The following is an 18,257-nucleotide window of genomic DNA, read 5'->3' on the forward strand; positions in this document are numbered from 1 at the left end:
TCGCGAGGTGACCCGATGACTACGGCCGTGGCAGCAGGGCGGGCGACGCTGATTCGCCTGCGGGACCGGCATTCCCTGCCGCGACCCGGTCGGCTGGTCGCCGCGACGGTGCTGGCGCTGGCCGCTGTCGCGGTCATCGCACCGCAACTGCTGGCCGGCTCGCCGGAGTCGATCGATCCCGGCATCGCCCTGCAATCACCGAACGGCACAAACCTTTTCGGCACCGACTGGCTGGGCCGCGACGAGTACGCGCGCGTGGTGTACGGCGCGCGCGCCTCGCTGCTCGTCGGGGTCGGGTCGACGCTGCTCGCGACCGTCGTGGGCACGCTGTGGGGACTGGGCTCGGCGCTGGGCGGCCCGGTCGCCGATCAGGTCGGGATGCGGCTCGCCGATGTGCTGCTGGCGTTTCCGACCATTCTGATGGCGCTGCTGGTGGTGGCGGTGCTGGGTCCGGGAACCGGCAACGTGGTGCTGGCCATCACCATCGCGCTGACACCCGGTTTCGCCCGACTGGTCCGGATCCGCACCCATGAGGTACGCCGATTGGCCTATGTGCGTGCGGCACTGGACCTGGGCATCGCGCCGTGGCGGGTTACCTGGCGCCACATCGTGCCCAATGTGCTGCTACCGCTCAGTGTGCTGGTGGTGATCAACATCGGAACCGCGATCATCATCGGCTCGTCGCTGAGTTTCCTCGGGCTGGGGCCCGACACCGCGGTCCCGGAATGGGGCACGATGCTCGCGCAGTCCCGGAACTATCTGTCGGCCGCGTGGACCCTGGCGCTGTTCCCCGGGCTGGCGATCACCCTCACCGTGATGTCGATCAGTGTGGCCGGTCGCGCCCTGCGCGAACGCGTGGACGGAGTCACTCGATGAGCGAACCGCTGTTGTCGGTACGGGATCTGTCGGTGGCCTTCGGCCGCACGGTCGCGGTGCGGTCGGTCGATCTGGAGGTCGAGCGGGGCCGGTGTGTGGCCCTGGTCGGCGAATCCGGGTCCGGTAAGAGCGTGACCGCGCGGGCCCTGGTCGGGCTGGCGGGAGCCGATGCGCGGGTGCGTGCCCGCGAACTGACCCTCGGCACGGACGACCTGCGCGGCGCGAACAGCGCGCGCTGGCGGCGAATCCGGGGCCGCCGTGTGGGTTTCGTGCTCCAGGACGCGCTGACCTCCCTGGATCCACTGCGCCGGATCGGCTACGAGGTCGCCGAGCCGCTCGAGATCCACCGGCTCGCCACCGCCGACGACCTCGACGACGCGGTCTTCGGGCTGCTGCGGCGCGCCGGCATCGGCGATCCGGAGCGACGCTGGCGGCAGTATCCGCACGAGCTGTCCGGGGGCTTGCGCCAGCGAGCGCTGATCGCCTCGGCGCTGGCGGCCGGGCCGGAGCTGCTGATCGCGGACGAACCCACCACCGCGCTGGATGTCGTGGTGCAGCAGCAGATTCTGGCTCTGCTGTCGGAGCTGCGGGCGGCCGGGACCGCGATACTGCTGATCAGCCACGATCTGGCGGTGGTCGCCGAGTCGGCGGACACGGTCGCGGTCATGTACGCCGGGGTAGTCGTCGAGCAGGGTCCGGCCGAGGTGGTGCTGGGTGCGCCCGCCCATCCGTATACCGCCGAACTGCTTTCCGCCGCACCGCGACTGGACGGGCCCACGCTGGTCTCGACCGCGCCGCGCTGGGCCGAACCGGCCGAGACCGGATGCCCGTTCGCGCCGCGATGCCCCCTCGCCGGCGATGACTGCCGTACCGGCCTGCCCGAACCCGTCCCACTGGCCGATGGGCGCTCGGTGCGTTGTCTGCGCCCGGGCCTGGCCACGGCCCCGGTCGAAGTGGCGACCGCGCCGCCCGAACCGGCCGCGGCGGTGGATGCCGTGCCACTACTGGAGTTCCGAGCGGCGGCCAAGCTCTATCGCCTGCCCGGCGGCGGCCGCGCCGTGGGTCTGGAACCGGCCTCGTTCACGCTGCGTCCCGGGGAAGCCTTGGGCGTGGTCGGCGAATCCGGTTCGGGCAAAAGCACATTGGCCCGGTTGGCGCTCGCGCATCTGGCACCCGACAGCGGGGAGGTGCTGCTCGACGGCGCGCCCTGGTCGCGGCTGCGTGAGCGCGAACGGCGGCCGCACCGGCATCGGATCCAGCTCATAGACCAGGATCCCGTGAGCGCCTTCGATCCCCGGCACGCGGTCGCGACGATCATCGGCGAGGCACTGCCGCGGACCTGGTCACGGGCCGCGCGCTCCGAACGCGTCGACGAACTGCTCACCGACGTCGGGCTCGCGCACACACTGCGCGATGCCCGCCCCGCACGGCTGTCCGGCGGGCAGCGCCAGCGGGTGGCCATCGCGCGGGCCCTGGCGGCCGCACCGGATCTGATCGTGGCCGATGAGCCGGTCTCCGCACTCGACATCACCATCCAGGCCCAGATTCTGGACCTGTTCGACCGGGTCCGGCGCGACAGCGGAGCCGCGCTGCTGCTCATCTCCCACGATCTGGCGGTGGTGCGCAGGCTCTGCCGGCGGGTCGCCATCGTCCAGGACGGCCGCATCGTCGAGATAGGTGATACGGCAGCGGTTTTCGCACATCCGCAGCACGCCTATACCCGGCAACTGCTCGCGGCCGTCCCGCGACCACCGGTCCCGGCCGCAGCACCTGAACTCGCACTCTCGACGCCCGAACATTCACTCTCGAAAGGAATCGCATGACATCGACCGATGACCCGCGGGTCGCGATCGTCACCGGCGCCGCGTCCGGTATCGGCCGCGCCACCGCGGAACTGTTCGCCGAGCGCGGATACCGGGTGGTCGCCGTGGACGTGGACGAGCGCGGACTGGCCGGGCTGTCCGGGAATCCGGTGACCCTGAGCGGTGACGTCTCCACCGAAGCGGTGAACGTGGCGGCGGTGCGCATCGCCCTGGACCGGTTCGGCCGCATCGACACCGTGGTCCTCAATGCCGGGACCGGTGGCACTCCCCCGCTCGAGACACCGGGGGCGGTCGATGCCGCCGACCGCATCTTCGGAGTCAATCTGCGCGGGCCGATTCACGGTCTGCGAGCGGCGATTCCGGCGCTGCGCGTGAGCGGCGGGTCGGCGATCTTCACCGCCTCGGTGGCGGGCCTGCGCGGTGATCCGGGCAACTGGGCCTACAACGCGTCCAAGGGCGCGCTGATCAACCTGGTGCGCGCGTTCGCGATCGACTACGCCGCACAGGGGGTGCGGATCAACGCACTCGCGCCGGGACTGACCCGCACCGGCATCACCGCCAACGTGCATCAGGATCCGACACTGCTGGCCGCCATCGAACGGCGGATTCCACTGGGCCGCTTTGCCGAACCGGTCGAGCAGGCCGAGGCCATCTGGTTCCTGGCTTCGCCCGCGGCGGCCTATATCACCGGTACCACCCTCGTCGTGGACGGCGGGCTCGATGCCAACCTCGGCATCCTGCCGTTGCCCGGGCAGGGCTTCTGACCCCCTTTCGATTCCCGATAGTTCGACAACCGCACGAAGGAGCACAGGATGACCACGATCTCTGCCATCGAGGCCAACAAGGCCGCGGCCCGGCGGTTCTACGACGAAGTGGTATCGCAGGGCAAGCTCGAGGTGCTCGACGAGATCATCGCCGACGACGGGCGCGACACCGCGGTCCCGGCCGGGAACATCAAGGGCCGGTCCGGATTCGTCGAGCACATCACCTGGCTGCGTGAAAACGTCGAAGGCGTCACCGCCACGGTCGACGATCTGATCGCCGAGGATGACCGGGTGGTCGTGTACTGGACCATCGACGGCATTCAGCGCGGTGAGATCTTCGGTGTGCCGGACCGGGGCGCGGGCCGCCGGTTCACCGGGGTCAGCATCAGCACCATCCGCTTCCGCGACGGCCGCATCGTCGAATACGGGGTGCTGCCGGATCGGTACGGCATCATCGCCCAGCTCGCCCGCTGAGTTCGGGAACAGCGAAGCCCGGCACGAATTTCCGTGCCGGGCTTTGCTGTTCGGTCGTTACGCGTGTTCCAGGGTATCGATCCAGGTGCGCAGGGCGAGCGCGGTCGTGACCGCGTCCTCCTCGAGCACCGTGAAGTGGTCGCCGGGAATGTCGGCGGTGTCGTGCGGCACCGGCCAGAAGGCCCGCCAGTCCCGGGGCCCGTCGGTGCGGGTACCGGGCAGCGGAGTATCCGAGCGCAACAGGTGGATCGGCGTGCGCACCGGGGTGGCGCGCCAGTCCAGGAACAGCCGGTTGTAGGTGCCCATGGCGGTGAGCCGCTCGTCCTGCACGGCCATATCGAACCGGTCGACGCGCGCGAGCATGCCGCCGATCATGGCCCCGGTCCACCATTCCATGCCGGGCTCCAGCGCCGCCTCGACCGGATAGCTGTCCACGAGCAGCAGCCCGCGTGGCGCGTGACCCTCCGATTCGAGGGCGGCCGTAACCGCGTGCGCGACACAGCCGCCCATGGAACGGCCCAGCACCACGAACGGGCGATCACCGACCGCCTCGATGAGCGCCTCCACGCCCAGCCGTACCAGGGTGTCGACCGAATCGGGCAGGTCATCGCTACCCGCCGTGAATCCCGGCGCGGGCACCACGTACACATCGCGTTCACCGCGCAATTCCTGTGCCACACGGGAGTATTCGTGCGGACCGGAGATCGCGCTCACCGCCGGGAACGCCACCACCACGGTCTCCCCCGGCCCCTGCGCGAGCCGGATCGGAGCCAGCGCGTGCCGTGCGCGCTCGTCCACGGCGAACGTGGTGCGTGCGTGCGACGCGGCAACGAGCAGTTGCGCGGCCTCGAAATGCTTTCCGGCGTCGTGCATTCGACGGTGGATCGCGGACAGGCCCGCGCTCACGGCACCCGCCGCCGCAGCCGGTTCCGGAGTCTCCCCGACCTGGCCGCCGAGGAAGTCGGCGATGGCCTGCGGCGTCGGATAATCGAAGGTGAGGGTCGCGGGCAGGCGCAGCCCGGTCACCCGCCCCAACCCGTTGCGCAACTCGACGGCGCTGAGCGAATCCAGCCCCAGTTCGATCAGCGCCCGGTCACCGGCGATGGCATCGGGAGAGGGATGAGCCAGCGCCACCCCGACTTCGGCGCGCACCAGGTCGAGCAGGGCACGCTCCCGAGCCGCCCCGTCCAATGCCGCGATCGAACGCAGCACCGATCCGGAATCCGCGTCCCGGGCGGCGGTGCGCCGCCGCACCGGCACCAGCGACCGCAGCACCGGCGGCAGCGCATCGGTCCGCCGAGCCAGTGCCCGCCCGTCGAATCCGGCCGCGATGACCACGGCGGGGTTGTTCACGACTGCTTCCCCGTGACCGTCTGCCCCCGCGGTGAGGTCGTCAGCGATCACCGGCACAGCGGTGGCCGCCGCGGACTCGGCGGTATCGGCTACGGCCGCGTCGAGCAGTGCCAGTGCGGTCGCCGTCGGCAGGGCTCGCAGCCCGTTTCTGGCTATGCGCGCACGGTCGGTGGCCGAGAGCGCCGCTGTCGTGCCGCTCGCGCGTTCCCACAGGCCCCAGGAGATGGAGACCGCCGGTAGGCCGAGTGCACGTCGCTGTGCGGCAATGGCGTCGAGTTCGGCGTTCGCGGCGGTGTAGGCCGCTTGGCCCGGACCGCCGAGTTGGGCCGACACCGAGGAGAAGAGCACGAATCGGGACACGGTGGGGAGTGCGCGAGTCAGCGCGTCCAGGGTGCGGGCGCCGCCGCTCTTGGGCGCGGCGACGGCGGTGATTCGTTCGGGGGTGAGGGTGTCGAACAGTCCGTCGTCGACCAGGCCGGCGGCATGGATGACGGTGGTCAGCGGCCGGTCCGGCGGGATGGCCGCCAGGACCTCCTGCAGCGCGGCGCGATCGGTCACATCGAGAGCCACGAGAGTGACCGCTGCACCGGCGGATTCGAGTTCCGCGGCCAGTTCCGCCGCGCCCTCGGTGGTTGCGCCCCGACGCCCTGCCAGTACCACCGACCGGACCCCGTGCGTGAGCACCAGGTGGCGTGCCACCTCCGCGCCGAGTCCGCCGAGGCCACCGGTGATCAGCGTGGTGCCCGCGGTGTCCCAGCTCGAGGTCTCCCCGGCGGGCGGATCCCAGCGCCGCAGTCGGGGTACCGAGATCCGACCGGTCCGCAACGCCGTCTGGGTGTCGCCATCGCCCGCCGCGTTCACGGCCGCGGCGAGCGCGGACCAGGATTCCGGTGCGTCATCGATATCGCTGAGCAGCAACCGATCCGGATGCTCGGCCTGCACCGACCTGACCAGCCCCCACACCGCGGCGGCGGCCGAGTCCGGCACCTCGCTCTCGCCGATGGCGACAGCGCCACGCGTGAGTACGACGAGCGGCACTGTGAGAGTCGCGGGATCGGCGAGCCAGCGCTGTAGCACCGGCAGCAACGCATCGACGTCGGAAACAGCGACTATCGCGGCGTCGACGGCGGAATTGCTTCCCAGCGCCGCCGTGTCGGTGATCGGGTGGCGTCCACCAGCCGGACCATCGGCGGCGTCGTCTCTTGCGGGCTTGCTGCCGGTGGGGCCGTTCGCACCCGTCTGGAGGTCGCCGGAACCCGCTGCGGGAAGTCGGCCACCACCGAGATCACTTCCACCAGAATTGCTTCCGGTGAGACCGCGGTCGATACTCTCGTTCTCGGTTTCGGCGCGGTGGCCGCTCGCACGCAAAGCGTCGAGCACCAACCGCGAACCGGTACCGCCGTCGAGGACCAGCCAGTGCGCCGGCCCGGCGGTGGCGGCGTGATCGGTCCAGACGACCTCGAACAGGGTGTCGCGCAATTCCGCACGGGAGGAGCGCAACTGGGCGGTCGACACGCGGCGTGCGACCAGGCTGTCGATACTCAGGACCGGCGCCCCGGACGGGTCGGCGGCGTCGATGGCGACCGTGTCGGGGCCGGTCGATGCGATACGGACCCGCAGTGCCGCCGCGCCGGCGGCGAATATCCTGACCCCGGTCCAGGCGAAGGGCAGGCGGTTCTGTCCGGGCGGTACGTCGGCCAGCGCCCGCAGTGCGGGGAGGTGGACCGCCGCGTCGAGCAGTGCCGGGTGCACAGCGAAGCCCTCGGGCCGGGTGCCCGCCGATTCGGGCAGTTCCACTTCGACGAAGAGCTCGTCGTCGCGCTCCCAGGCGCGGCGCAGTCCCTGGAAGGCGGGACCGTAGGCGAGGCCGGTCGCCGACAACGTGGGATAGATGTCTGTCACATCGACGGGTTCGGCTCCCGGCGGCGGCCAGATACCGAGATCCACGGTGCTCGCGGGGTTTTCCGGACCGATCACGGCGGTCGCGTGCCTGGTCCAGGCATCAGCGGCACCGCCGAGCGGCCGGGAGTGAATCGTGACGGCGGAGGTGCCGTCCCCGTTCGTGCTGACCGCTACCTGGAGATCGACGGCGCTCTCACCGAGGACCAGCGGGGACTCCACGATCAGTTCCTCGATCGACGGCAGTGTGGCTTCCTCACCCGCGCGGGCCACCAGGTCGAGCAGTGCGGTGCCGGGCACGATCACCGTGCCCAGGACCGCGTGGTCGGCCAGCCACGGATGGGTGCGCAACGACAACTGCCCGGTGAGCAGCAGTCGATCGCCTTCGGCCGCCGTGATCACCGCCGACAGGAGCGGATGGTCCAGGGCCGTCGCTCCGGCCGCGTGGCCGATACGGGTCCGGGCAACGGGTTCGGCCCAGAAAAGCTGCTGCTGAAAGGCATAGGTGGGCAGGGTGATACGGGGAGCCCGGGGAACGATCTCGGCCCAGTCGACCCGTTGGCCGTGCGCGTGGACGACCCCGGCGGCGGTCAGTACCGTGGCGACCTCGGGCCTGCCCCGGCGCACCAGCGCCGTCACCGCGACCTCGTCCTCGGTCAGGGTCGCCGAGATCAGCGGTGCGAGTACCGAATCGGCCCCGATCTCGAGGAACACTCCCACGCCCTGCGCGCGTGCCGTGCGCACCGCGTCGGCGAATCGCACCGTGCCACGCAGATGCCGGACCCAGTAGTCGGGCTCGGCCAGCTCGTCGCGACCGGCGACCGCGCCGGTGCTGTCCGATATCAGCGTGACCCCGTCGGGTTCGGCGAAGTCCAGTTCGGCCACCACACTGGCGAATTCGTAGAGAACGGGTTCCATCAACGGTGAGTGGAACGCGTGCGAGACCGTCAGCCGCTTCACCCGCCGCCCCGATCCGGTGAGTTCGGCGGCGACCGCCACCACCGCATCCTCGACCCCGGACACGACCACGGCATCGGGCCCGTTCACCGCGGCGATCGACACCCGCGGCGAATCCTCCAGCGCCACAACGGCGCCGTCGCCGGCGTGGGCGACGCTGCTCGCGCGGGCGGCCACCGCGTCGATGACCGCTCGCACCTCGGCCTCGGTGGCCTCGATCGCGATCATCGCCCCGCCCGCGGGCAACGCCCCCATCAATCGCGCGCGAGTCGCGACCAGCCGCGCGGCATCCCCGAGCGAGAGCACCCCCGCCGCGTGCGCGGCCACGATCCCGCCGATGGAATGCCCGGCGACAGTGCGAACCTCGACGCCCCAGGACACCACCAGCCGATACAGGGCGGTCTCGAACGCGAAGATCACCGGCTGGGTGTAGAGGGTCGAATCGATGAGACCCTCGGTTCCCGGCGCGCCGAAGGCGACATCGCGCACCGAATGCTCGACGGCCGCACCGAGATAGCGGTCCAGCGCGCCGGCCGCCGCGTCGAAGGCCGCCGCGAACACCGGAAACCGTTCGTACAGGGCAGCTCCGGCTCCGGCGCGCTGGCTGCCCTGCCCGGCGAAGACGACACCGACTCCCCCGATGGCGGCCGTGGTGAGCGCCGCCGAGGCTGTCGCGTGTCCGTTCGCCAGCGACTCCAGGGCGGCGGTCAGCTCGCCTCGCTCCGCCGCGACGATGACCGCGCGGGTGTCGTGCGCGACCCGGTCCCGGACCAGCGCCGAAGCGATCGACGCCGGTTCGACCGTGTTGCCCGCGACGAATTCGGCGAGCCGTGCCGCCTGCGCGCGCAAGCCGTCCACGCCTCTGCCCGAGACCACGAACGGCAACGGCCGAGCACCGAGCGACGTGTCATCCGCTTCCGGGGTGCCGTCCGCAGCCCCCGGCAACCCATCCGAATCCCCCGGCGGCTCATCCGCGCTCGGCCCGAGTGCTACATGCGCATCGCTACCCGAACCAACGAGTGGCAACGGCCCGGCGGCGGATGGGGCCCGACGTGGTTCCGGGGCGGTCCCGTCCTCGTCGGTCCGCAACCCGGTCGCGCCGTCGTGCGGCTCGTCGACGGCCTGCTCCACGATGACATGTGCGTTGGTGCCCGAGACTCCGAAGGCGGAGACCCCCGCGCGCCTGGCGCGGCCGGTCTCGGGCCAGTCACGTGCTCGCGACAGCAGTTCGACGCGGCCCGAATCCCAGTCCACCAGTGTGGACGGCGTACCCAGATGCAGGGTTTCGGGCAGGCTGCCGTGGCGCAGGGCCTCGACGAGTTTGATCACGCCCGCGACGCCCGCGGCGGCCTGGGCGTGACCGATGTTGGATTTCAGGGAGCCGAGCAACAGCGGTTCACCGCCGGTGCGTGAGCCGTAGGTCGCCAGGATGGCCTGGGCCTCGATGGGATCCCCGAGCACCGTGCCGGTGCCGTGTGCCTCGACGGCGTCGACGTCGCCCACGCCGAGCCCGGCGTCGGCGAGCGCCTCGCGGATCACGCGCTGCTGGGCCGGTCCATTGGGTGCGGTCAGGCCGTTGGAGGCGCCGTCCTGGTTGATCGCACTGCCGCGCACCACCGCCAGCACCTGATGGCCGTTGCGGCGGGCTTCCGACAGTCGTTCCAGCAGAACGATTCCCACCCCCTCGGACCAGCCGGTGCCGTCGGCGTCGTCGGAGAACGCCTTGCAGCGCCCGTCCGTGGCCAATCCGCGCTGGCGGGAGAACTCGGTGAACCCGATCGGCGTCGACATCACCGACGCGCCGCCCGCGACCGCGAAATCGACCTCCCCCGCCCGCAGCGCCCGCACCGCGAGGTGCAGTGCCACCAGCGACGACGAGCACGCCGTATCGACGGTGACAGCGGGGCCCGCGAAACCGAAGGTGTAGGCGATCCGGCCCGAGACCACGCTGCCGAGATTGTTGATCGCGAGGTAGCCCTCGAGCTCCTCGGGGACGGGGTCCAGGCGCGAACCGTAGTCGTGGCCGGCGAGTCCGGCGTACACACCGGTGCGACTGCCCTTGAACGCGTGCGGGTCCAGGCCCGCGCGTTCGAACGCCTCCCAGGTGACCCGCAGCAGCAATCGCTGCTGCGGGTCCATCGAGAGCGCCTCGCGGTGCGAGATGCCGAAGAATTCGGGATCGAATTCGCCCGCACCGGTAAGGAATCCGCCGTGCCGGGCATAGGAGGTGCCGGGCACGTCCGGGTCCGGATCGTAGAGCGCCTCCAGATCCCAGCCACGATCGGCGGGGAAGGGGCCGACCGCGTCGCCGCCGGCCGCCACCAGCTCCCACAGCTGTTCGGGCGAGGAGATCCCGCCGGGCAGCAGGCAGGCCGTGCTCACGATGGCGATCGGTTCGCGGGTGCGGGCCTCGATCTCGTCGAGGCGCTGCTGCAGGCGCTGTTCCTTGGCGATGGAACGCTTGAGGTAATCACGGAGTTTGGCTTCGGTGGCCATCGCGGTCAGTTCCTGTCTACCAGGTCGAATAGTTCGTCGTCGGAGGCGGAGTCGAGGTCGACCTCGGCTCCGGGTGCGGCGAGGCGATCGGCGAGCGAACGCAGTCGCTCGGCGACCGATTCGTTGTCGGCCGCGCCGCCGCCGGTCAGTAGTTCCTCGAGCGCGCGCAGCGCGTCATCGGCGTCGATCGGGCCGCGATCGACGCTGCCCGCGCGGGGCAGGGCGGTGGCGATGTACTCCGCGACCGCCTCGGGGGCCGGATGGTCGAAGATGAGCGTGGCGGGCAGCGCCAGTCCGGTCGCGGTTCGCAGCCGGTTGCGCAGGTCCACCGCGGTCAGCGAGTCCAGGCCCAGTTCACGGAAAGCACGAGTGGCCGGAACATCGTCGGCACTGCCGTGTTTGAGAACGGCCGCGGTCTCCGCCCGAACCAGTTCCAGCACCGCGCCGCGCCGCTCGGTCTCGTCCAGGCCGGAGAACCGATCCAGGACGACGGGACTCGGTGTCTCGACGATCTCGCTCGAGGCTCGCTCGAGCCGGTCACCCCGGCGCGAGGCCGAGCGGTCCGCGTCGATCCAGTACCTGCTGCGCTGGAAAGCGTAGGTGGGCAGCTCGATTCGGTGGCCGGCGCCGTGCAGCAGTGTCTCGGCGTCGACGGTCAGGCCCCGGCTGACCGCCGTGGCCACCGAGAGCGCGATGCGCTGCGGGCCGCCCTCGTCGCGACGCAGGGTGCCCACCACGACCGTGGCGGCGGTACCCACCTCGGCAATGGTTTCCTCGAGCACCGAGGACAGCACCGGGTGCGGGCCGATCTCGACGAAGGCGCGGTACCCGCCCGCCAGCAGCACCCTGGTGGCCTCCTCGAATCGCACCGTGCCGCTGAGGTTCTCGAACCAGTACTCCCCCGTTAGCTCCGGGCCGTCGAGCCAGTCCGCCGATACCGTCGACAGCACGGGAATGGTCGCGGCCGCCGGGCGCACCGGGGCGAGTTCGGCGTGCAGGGTCGCACGCAGGTCGTACATCTGCGCGGAGTGCGAGGCGTAGTCGACCGCCACTCGCCGGTTGCGCACCCCCTGCGCGTCCAGCCGGGCCAGTACCTCCTCGATCGCCTCCACCGCTCCGGAGAGCACCACCGAGGTCGGTGAGTTCACCACGGCCAGCGAAATTCTGCCGTCGTACTCGGCCACCAGTTCCGCGCCGGCCGCCGCGGACAACGAGACCGCCGCCATCGCGCCGTGTCCGGCATGAGCGGCAATCGCTTTGCTGCGCAACGCGACCACTCGCGCACCGTCCTCGAGCGACAGCGCACCGGCCACCACCGCCGCGGCGATCTCACCCTGCGAATGGCCGACCACCGCGTCCGGGCGGACGCCGTGGGCGGTCCACAGCTCCGCGAGTGCGACCATGATCGCCCACAGCGCCGGCTGCACCACGTCGACCCGGTCGGTGTCGATTTCGGCCCGGCCGAGCAGGACCTCGAGCACCGGCCAGTCGACGAACGGCGTCAGCGCTCGCGCACACTCCTCCAGCCGGTGCGCGAAAAGCGGAGCGGTGCGGTACAACTCGGCGGCCATACCCGGCCACTGGCCGCCCTGGCCCGGGAACACGAACACGGTCCGCCCGGTCACATCGGCGGCACCGGTGACCACATGGGCGGGCAGCGCCGCGCCGGAGGCCAGCGCCTCGAGACCGGCACGCAGCTCTGCCGCATCCCCCACGATCAGGGCCCGCTCGGCGAGCGCTGCCCGCGAATCCCACAGGGTGCGTGCGACATCCGCGTCGGCGAGTTCGGGCCGGGCCCGCAGATAGGTCGCCAGCGCAACGGCTTGTCCGCGCAGCGCGGCGGCATCGTGCCCGGACAGCGCCCACACGGTCGGGGCCGCCGAACCCTCCGTCCCGGATTCGGACGGCGGGGCGTCAGTTTTCGCGGAATCGCCGGTCGACGTGCCGCTCGCGACCACGATGGCATCGGCGATATCCGCCGGTGCCGTAGCGGGGCCGAGCACCGTGGGTTCCGTGGCACCGGCCTGCACGGCGCCTGAGTCCGGCGCACCGGTCAGCTCTGATTCGCCGGCCGCAGAACTCGTTACGACCGTGACGGGCTTCGAGTTGTCTCCCGGACCGGTGCCGGGTTCGAGTGCCGCCACCTTCGTGACATCCCCGGGAGCGGTGCCGAGTTCGAGCGCTGTCGGCTCTTCGATGATGACGTGGGCGTTGGTGCCGCTCACGCCGAACGAGGAGATGCCCGCCCGGCGTGGCGCGGTCCGCGGCTCCCACGGCCGGGCCTCGGTCAGCAGCCGTACCGTGCCGGCCGCCCAGTCCACGTGCGGTGTGGGCTCGTCGATGTGCAGGGTCCGCGGCAGCCGTCGATTGCGCAGTGCCAGAATCATTTTGATGATCCCCGCGCCACCGGCGGCGGCCTGGGTGTGGCCGACGTTCGACTTCAGCGATCCCAGCCACAGCGGTCGGTCCGGGGCGTGTTCGGCGCCGTAGGTCGCGATGATCGCCTCGGCTTCGATCGGATCGCCCAGCTTGGTGCCGGTCCCGTGCGCTTCCACCACGTCGACCTCGCTCGCGGTCAAGCCCGCGTTGGCCAGCGCCCGGCGGATCACGCGCTGCTGCGCGGGACCGTTGGGCGCGGTGAGGCCGCTCGACGCACCGTCCTGGTTGACCGCCGACCCGCGCACCACCGCGAGCACCGGGTGGCCGGATCGCTGTGCGTCGGAGAGCCTTTCGAGCACGAGCATGCTGACACCCTCGGCCCACCCGGTGCCGTCCGCGGCGGCCGCGAACGCCTTGCAGCGCCCGTCGGCGGCCAGTGCGCGCTGACGGGAGAATTCCACGAAGGTGGCCGGGCTGGCCATGATCGCCACCCCGCCCGCCAGCGCCAGGTCGCTCTCCCCCGACCGCAGTGACTGCGCCGCCAGATGCAGCGCTACCAGCGAGGACGAGCAGGCCGTGTCGACGCTGAGCGCGGGACCTTCGAAACCGAAGGTGTACGCGATGCGGCCGCTGGCGATGCTGCCCGCGCTGCCGTTGACGAGGTAGCCCTCCAGGTCGGCAGGCGCGTCCTGGATGTGCGGGGCGTAGTCGTGGTACATGGTGCCCGCGAACACCCCGGTTCGGCTGCCGCGCAACGAGGTCGGATCGATGCCGGCGCGTTCCAGTGCCTCCCAGCTGGTTTCGAGCAGTAGTCGCTGCTGCGGGTCGGTGGCAAGGGCTTCGCGCGGTGAGATGCCGAACAGTCCGGCGTCGAAATCGGCGGCGTCCACCAGGAACCCGCCGTGCCTGGTGTAGGAGGTGCCGGTGCGCTCGGGATCTGCGTCGTAGAGCGATTCCAGATCCCAGCCACGATCGGCCGGGAATTCGGAGATGGCGTCCCCGCCGGTGTCGAGCAGTCGCCACAGCGCGTCGGGAGTCTCGATACCGCCGGGCAGGCGCAGGGCCATGCCTACGATCACGATCGGATCGGTGTCGGTGGCGTCCGCCGTGCGGGCGGTGGAGCCGGTCTCGACCGTGCCGATCAGCCGCGTGTGCAGGAGTTCGGCAATGGCCTGCGGGGTCGGGTGATCGAATGTGAGGGTGGCGGGCAGCCGCAATCCGGTCGCGGTCGCGAGCCGGTTGCGCAGTTCCACCGCGGTGAGCGAGTCCAGGCCGAGTTCGGTCAGGGCGCGGTCGCCACGGATACCGACGGGGTCCGGATGATCGAGCGCCACGGCGGCTTCGCGGCGCACCACATCCACCAGCAGCGCCCGCTGTTCCTCGGCTGACCGCCCCCGCAGCTTCGCGGCCAAGCCCGACTCCGCGGCGTGGACGGGCGATTCCACCCGGCGGCGCCGGGTCCGCACCAATCCGCGCAGTAGCGGGGGCACGGTGGCACCGGGCCGCTCGAACGCTGACAGGTCCAGGGGCGCAGGGGCCAGCAGCGGTGTATCGCGGTGGAAGACGGCGGCGTCGAACAGGTCGAGTCCGTGCTCGGCCGATAGCGCACGCACGCCCTGACGGGCCAGTCGAGCACGGTCCGCGTCGGTGAGATGCGCTGTCACGCCACTGGATTCGGACCACAGACCCCAGGCCAGCGAGACGGCGGGCAGCCCGTCCGCGTACCTCCGGGCAGCGAGCGCGTCCAGGCCGGTATTGGCGGCCGCGTAGGCGGCCTGCCCGGCGGTGCCCAGCAGCCCGGCAACCGAGGAATACAGCACGAAAGCGGACAGCGCGAGGTCGCGGGTCAGCTCGTCGAGGATCTGCGCCGCCACCAGTTTCGGTGCGAGTACCGCGTCGAATCGCTCATCGGACACGGTCTCGAGCACACCGTCATCGACGATTCCTGCCGCGTGCACCACGGCGGTGAGCGGATGCGCCGGGGTCGCCGCCGCCAGCACACGGGCGACGGTCTCACGATCGCTGAGGTCGGCCGAGACCACCAGCACCTGCGCACCCAGACCGCGCAGCTCGGCTGCCAGTTCCGAAGCTCCCGGCGCACCGGCTCCCCGCCGGCTGGCCAGAATCAGGTGCCGAACACCGTGGCGCCGCACCAGATGCCGGGCCAGCAGCGCACCCAGACCACCCGTGCCGCCGGTGATCAACACGGTGCCCTCCGGGTCCCACGTTCGAGGCTCGGCGGCGAGGTTCTCGCTCGCCGACCGAGGCCGTGCGGCGACCCCCTCTCCTACCGACCGGGTCTCGGTGGCGGTGCCCGCGTGAACCAAACGGGGTACGTAGGCGCGGCCCGCGCGTAACGCGAGTTGCGGTTCCTCGCGGGCGGCGGCAAGCGCGCGGAGCAGGATGTGCCGGGACTCGTCCGCGTCGTCGGTGTCGATCACCGTGATCGTTCCGGCGCGCTCGGTGGCGGCCACCCGGGCCAGGCCCCAGATCGGGGCGGCATCGGAATCCGGGCGGTCATCGGCGGTGACGGCAATGGCGTTGTGGGTGAGCAGGATCCGCGCGCGCTCCGTCGGCTCGCGCAGCAGCGCCAGCGCCGCGTGTGCGGGGGCGTCGAGGCCGAACGAATCCCAGACCTGGTGTTCGCCGGTCGATGTCGTCTCCGGCAGCGCGTATTCCACCCATGCCGACTCGTAGAGACCCTCCTGTGCCGGTGCGTGCTCGGTCCGGGCCGCGCGCAGCACGAGGTTGTCGACCGAGAAGACCGGTGCACCGGCCGGATCGGTGGCGAGCAGGTCGCTCAGCCCGTCGGCGGTGACGGTGAAGCTCACCCGCAACGCCGTGGCCCCGGCCGAGTGCGCCCGGAATCCACTCCACACGAACGGAATGCGCGGTGCGGTGGGCTCCCGGTCGGTGAGCGCGACCGGATGCAGGGCGGCGTCGAACAGTGCGGGGTGCACCACGTAGCCCGCCGGGTCCGTGAGGCCGGATTCCGGCAGGGCGATCTCCGCGTAGCGGGTCTGCCCGCGCCGCCAGACGGCGCGCACGCCCTGGAAGCTGGGACCGTAGTCCAGGCCTGTGGCCAGTAACCGGGAGTAGGCGTCGGTGATATCGACGGGTTCGGCGTCCGCGGGCGGCCACGAATCCGGCACCGCCGCAACGGACCTCGCCCGGGAGCGATCGAGCCGGCCGGCCGCGTGCCGAATCCACGGTGCGGTCGGATCCGTGGGCGGGCGCGAATGGATCTCCACGATGTGGTGCTCATCGACCCGGTGCGCGCTGACCTGGACCTCGGTACCGGACTCGGGGTTCAGCACCAGCGGCGTCTCGATCACGAGTTCGTCGACCGCGTCGACGCCCACCGCGTCCGCAACGTGCAATGCCAGCTCCGCGAGCGCGGTGCCCGGCACATAGATCCGCCCGGAGACGACGTGCTCGGCCAGCCAGGGCTGATCCGCGACGGACAACCGTCCGGTCGCGACAACGCCCTCGCCGGAGGCGAGGCGGACGGTGGTGGCGAGCAGGGGATGCTCGCCACGGCCCGGCTCGGCGGCCGCGGTGGTGGTCGCCCAGAATCGCTCGTACCGGAATGCGTAGGTCGGCAGCGTGATTCGTCGCTGCGGCGGCACGATCGCGGTCCAATCGACCGTATGACCGTTAGTGTGCACGGCCGCGGCCGCGGACAGCACCGTGGCGATCTCGTCGCGCCCGTTCCTGACGGCCGCGACCGCGACCACGGGGTCGGGGCTCTCGGCCAGGACGGCCGACACCATCGGCGTGAGCACCGCGTCCGCGCCGAGCTCGAGGATCACCCCGACACCGCCGGCCCGCAGCGCGGCGACCACGTCGGCGAAACGCACGGTGCCGCGCAGATGGCGCACCCAGTACGCCGGGTCGGACAGTTCGGCGGCGGTGATCGCCGCACCGGTGAGGTCCGAGACGAGCGTGCGGTCCAGGGACTCGGTGACGGTCAGCGCCGACACCACCTCGGCGAACTCCGCCAGCACGGGATCCATTGCCGCGGAATGGAAGGCGTGCGACACCACGAGCCGTTTGACCCGCCTGCCCCGGCCGGACAGTCCCGCCGACACCTCGAGCACCGCCTGCTCCGCACCGGAGATCACCACCGCGCGCGGGCCGTTCACGGCCGCTACCGACACCGTCTCGCCCGCACCCGCCTGCTCGATCGCAGCCCGGATCTCGTCCTCCGCGGCTTCGACGGCGACCATCGCGCCGCCGCGGGGCAGCGCGCCCATCAACCGGCCGCGCGCGGCGACCAGGCGGGTTGCATCCTCCAGCGACAGTGCGCCCGCCACATGCGCGGCCACCACACCGCCGATGGAATGCCCTGCGACCGTATCGATCTCAACGCCCCACGACTCCAGCAGCCGGAACAAGGCCACCTCGACGGCGAAGATCACCGGCTGGGTGTAGGTGGTGTCGTCGATCAGCCCGGCCGTGCCGGGCGCGCCGAAGGCCACCTCCCGAATCGGGAATCGCACCGCCGCGCCGGGGTGCTCGTCCAGTAGCGCCACCGTCGCGTCGAAAGACTCCCGAAAGGCTGCGAACCTCTGGTGGAGAAGCTTTCCCACGCCCGCGCGCTGACTGCCCTGCCCACCGAAGACCACGCCCACCGTGCCCTTGGCGGCCGCGCCCACCGTCACTCCGGCCCCTGGTGTCCCCTTTGCCAGACCCGACAATGCCGCGATCAGGTGGTCGCGATCAGCGACCGTGACCACAGCCCGCGCCCCGAAGGTGACGCGATCACGAATCAAGGCTGACGACAGGGACTCCAGGTCCCCGTCACCGACGCCGGCGAGGTGGCGCACGAGCGCGTCGGCCTGCGCGTACAGGGCGGCGTCCGAGGCCCCCGAGACCAGGAACGGCAGCACCTGCCCCGACGACTCCGGCTCCCCCGCCGCGGAATCGACGAGTGACGCGACCGATGACTCCGGCTGCGCCGCAGGCGAATCGGCCGGCCGGCCGCCTGACGAGTCCGGTCGCGACAACGCCGAATCGCCGGAGTGAACGCCTCGCGATGCCGGTTGCGGTACTTCGGACTCAGCGGGCAGGCCGCTCGGCGACACCCGCTGCGGCACTCCGGACTCAGCGGAATCGGCGAGCGGCGCAACCGATGACTCCGGGTGCGCCGCCCGCGAATCGGCCGGCCGGCCGCCTGACGAGTCCGGTCGCGACAACGCCCAAAAACATACGAATAGCACACCTCAGAACTACA

The 18,257-nt window shown here is 71.3% G+C and carries 6 protein-coding genes and 1 pseudogene; 4 read left to right on the top strand and 3 right to left on the bottom strand.

The genetic code is table 11. From position 1 onward, the window contains the following. The first annotated feature begins 15 nt into the window (after positions 1-15). From ABZ319_RS20775 to ABZ319_RS20790, 4 genes are read left to right on the top strand one after another with little or no spacing between them, the layout of a single operon-like run. Positions 16-876 carry an ABC transporter permease gene (locus ABZ319_RS20775; protein WP_354988083.1) on the top strand — a complete coding sequence of 287 codons (861 nt, stop codon included), beginning with the start codon at positions 16-18 and terminating at the stop codon, positions 874-876. Next, positions 873-2,699 (top strand): ABC transporter ATP-binding protein, encoded by a 1,827-nt coding sequence (locus ABZ319_RS20780; protein ID WP_354988084.1) that lies wholly within the window; start codon positions 873-875, stop codon positions 2,697-2,699. The genes ABZ319_RS20775 and ABZ319_RS20780 overlap by 4 nt, the downstream gene beginning before the upstream one ends. After that, positions 2,696-3,463, top strand: coding sequence for an SDR family oxidoreductase (locus tag ABZ319_RS20785; protein ID WP_354988085.1), 768 nt, complete (start codon positions 2,696-2,698; stop codon positions 3,461-3,463). The genes ABZ319_RS20780 and ABZ319_RS20785 overlap by 4 nt, the downstream gene beginning before the upstream one ends. A gap of 48 nt (positions 3,464-3,511) precedes the next feature. Continuing rightward, entirely contained in the window at positions 3,512-3,937 is a 426-nt protein-coding gene (locus ABZ319_RS20790; RefSeq protein ID WP_354988086.1) for an ester cyclase, read from the top strand. Between the two features lie 57 nt (positions 3,938-3,994). Here ABZ319_RS20790 and ABZ319_RS20795 read toward each other — a convergent pair whose 3' ends face one another. The 3 genes and pseudogenes from ABZ319_RS20795 to ABZ319_RS20805 all read right to left on the bottom strand — a co-directional run bounded on the left by ABZ319_RS20795 (position 3,995) and on the right by ABZ319_RS20805 (position 17,913). Continuing rightward, entirely contained in the window at positions 3,995-9,277 is a 5,283-nt protein-coding gene (locus ABZ319_RS20795; protein WP_354988090.1) for an SDR family NAD(P)-dependent oxidoreductase, read from the bottom strand. Continuing rightward, a pseudogene (locus ABZ319_RS20800) lies at positions 9,272-10,642 on the bottom strand (beta-ketoacyl synthase N-terminal-like domain-containing protein); the annotation flags it as partial. The pseudogene ABZ319_RS20800 and the gene ABZ319_RS20795, both read right to left, overlap by 6 nt. A gap of 5 nt (positions 10,643-10,647) precedes the next feature. Next, positions 10,648-17,913: an SDR family NAD(P)-dependent oxidoreductase gene (locus tag ABZ319_RS20805; RefSeq protein WP_354988087.1), complete on the bottom strand. Its 7,266-nt coding sequence runs from the start codon at positions 17,911-17,913 to the stop codon at positions 10,648-10,650. Positions 17,914-18,257: the final 344 nt, after the last annotated feature.

The organism is Nocardia sp. NPDC005978 (assembly GCF_040614455.1).
Lineage (GTDB): Bacteria > Actinomycetota > Actinomycetes > Mycobacteriales > Mycobacteriaceae > Nocardia.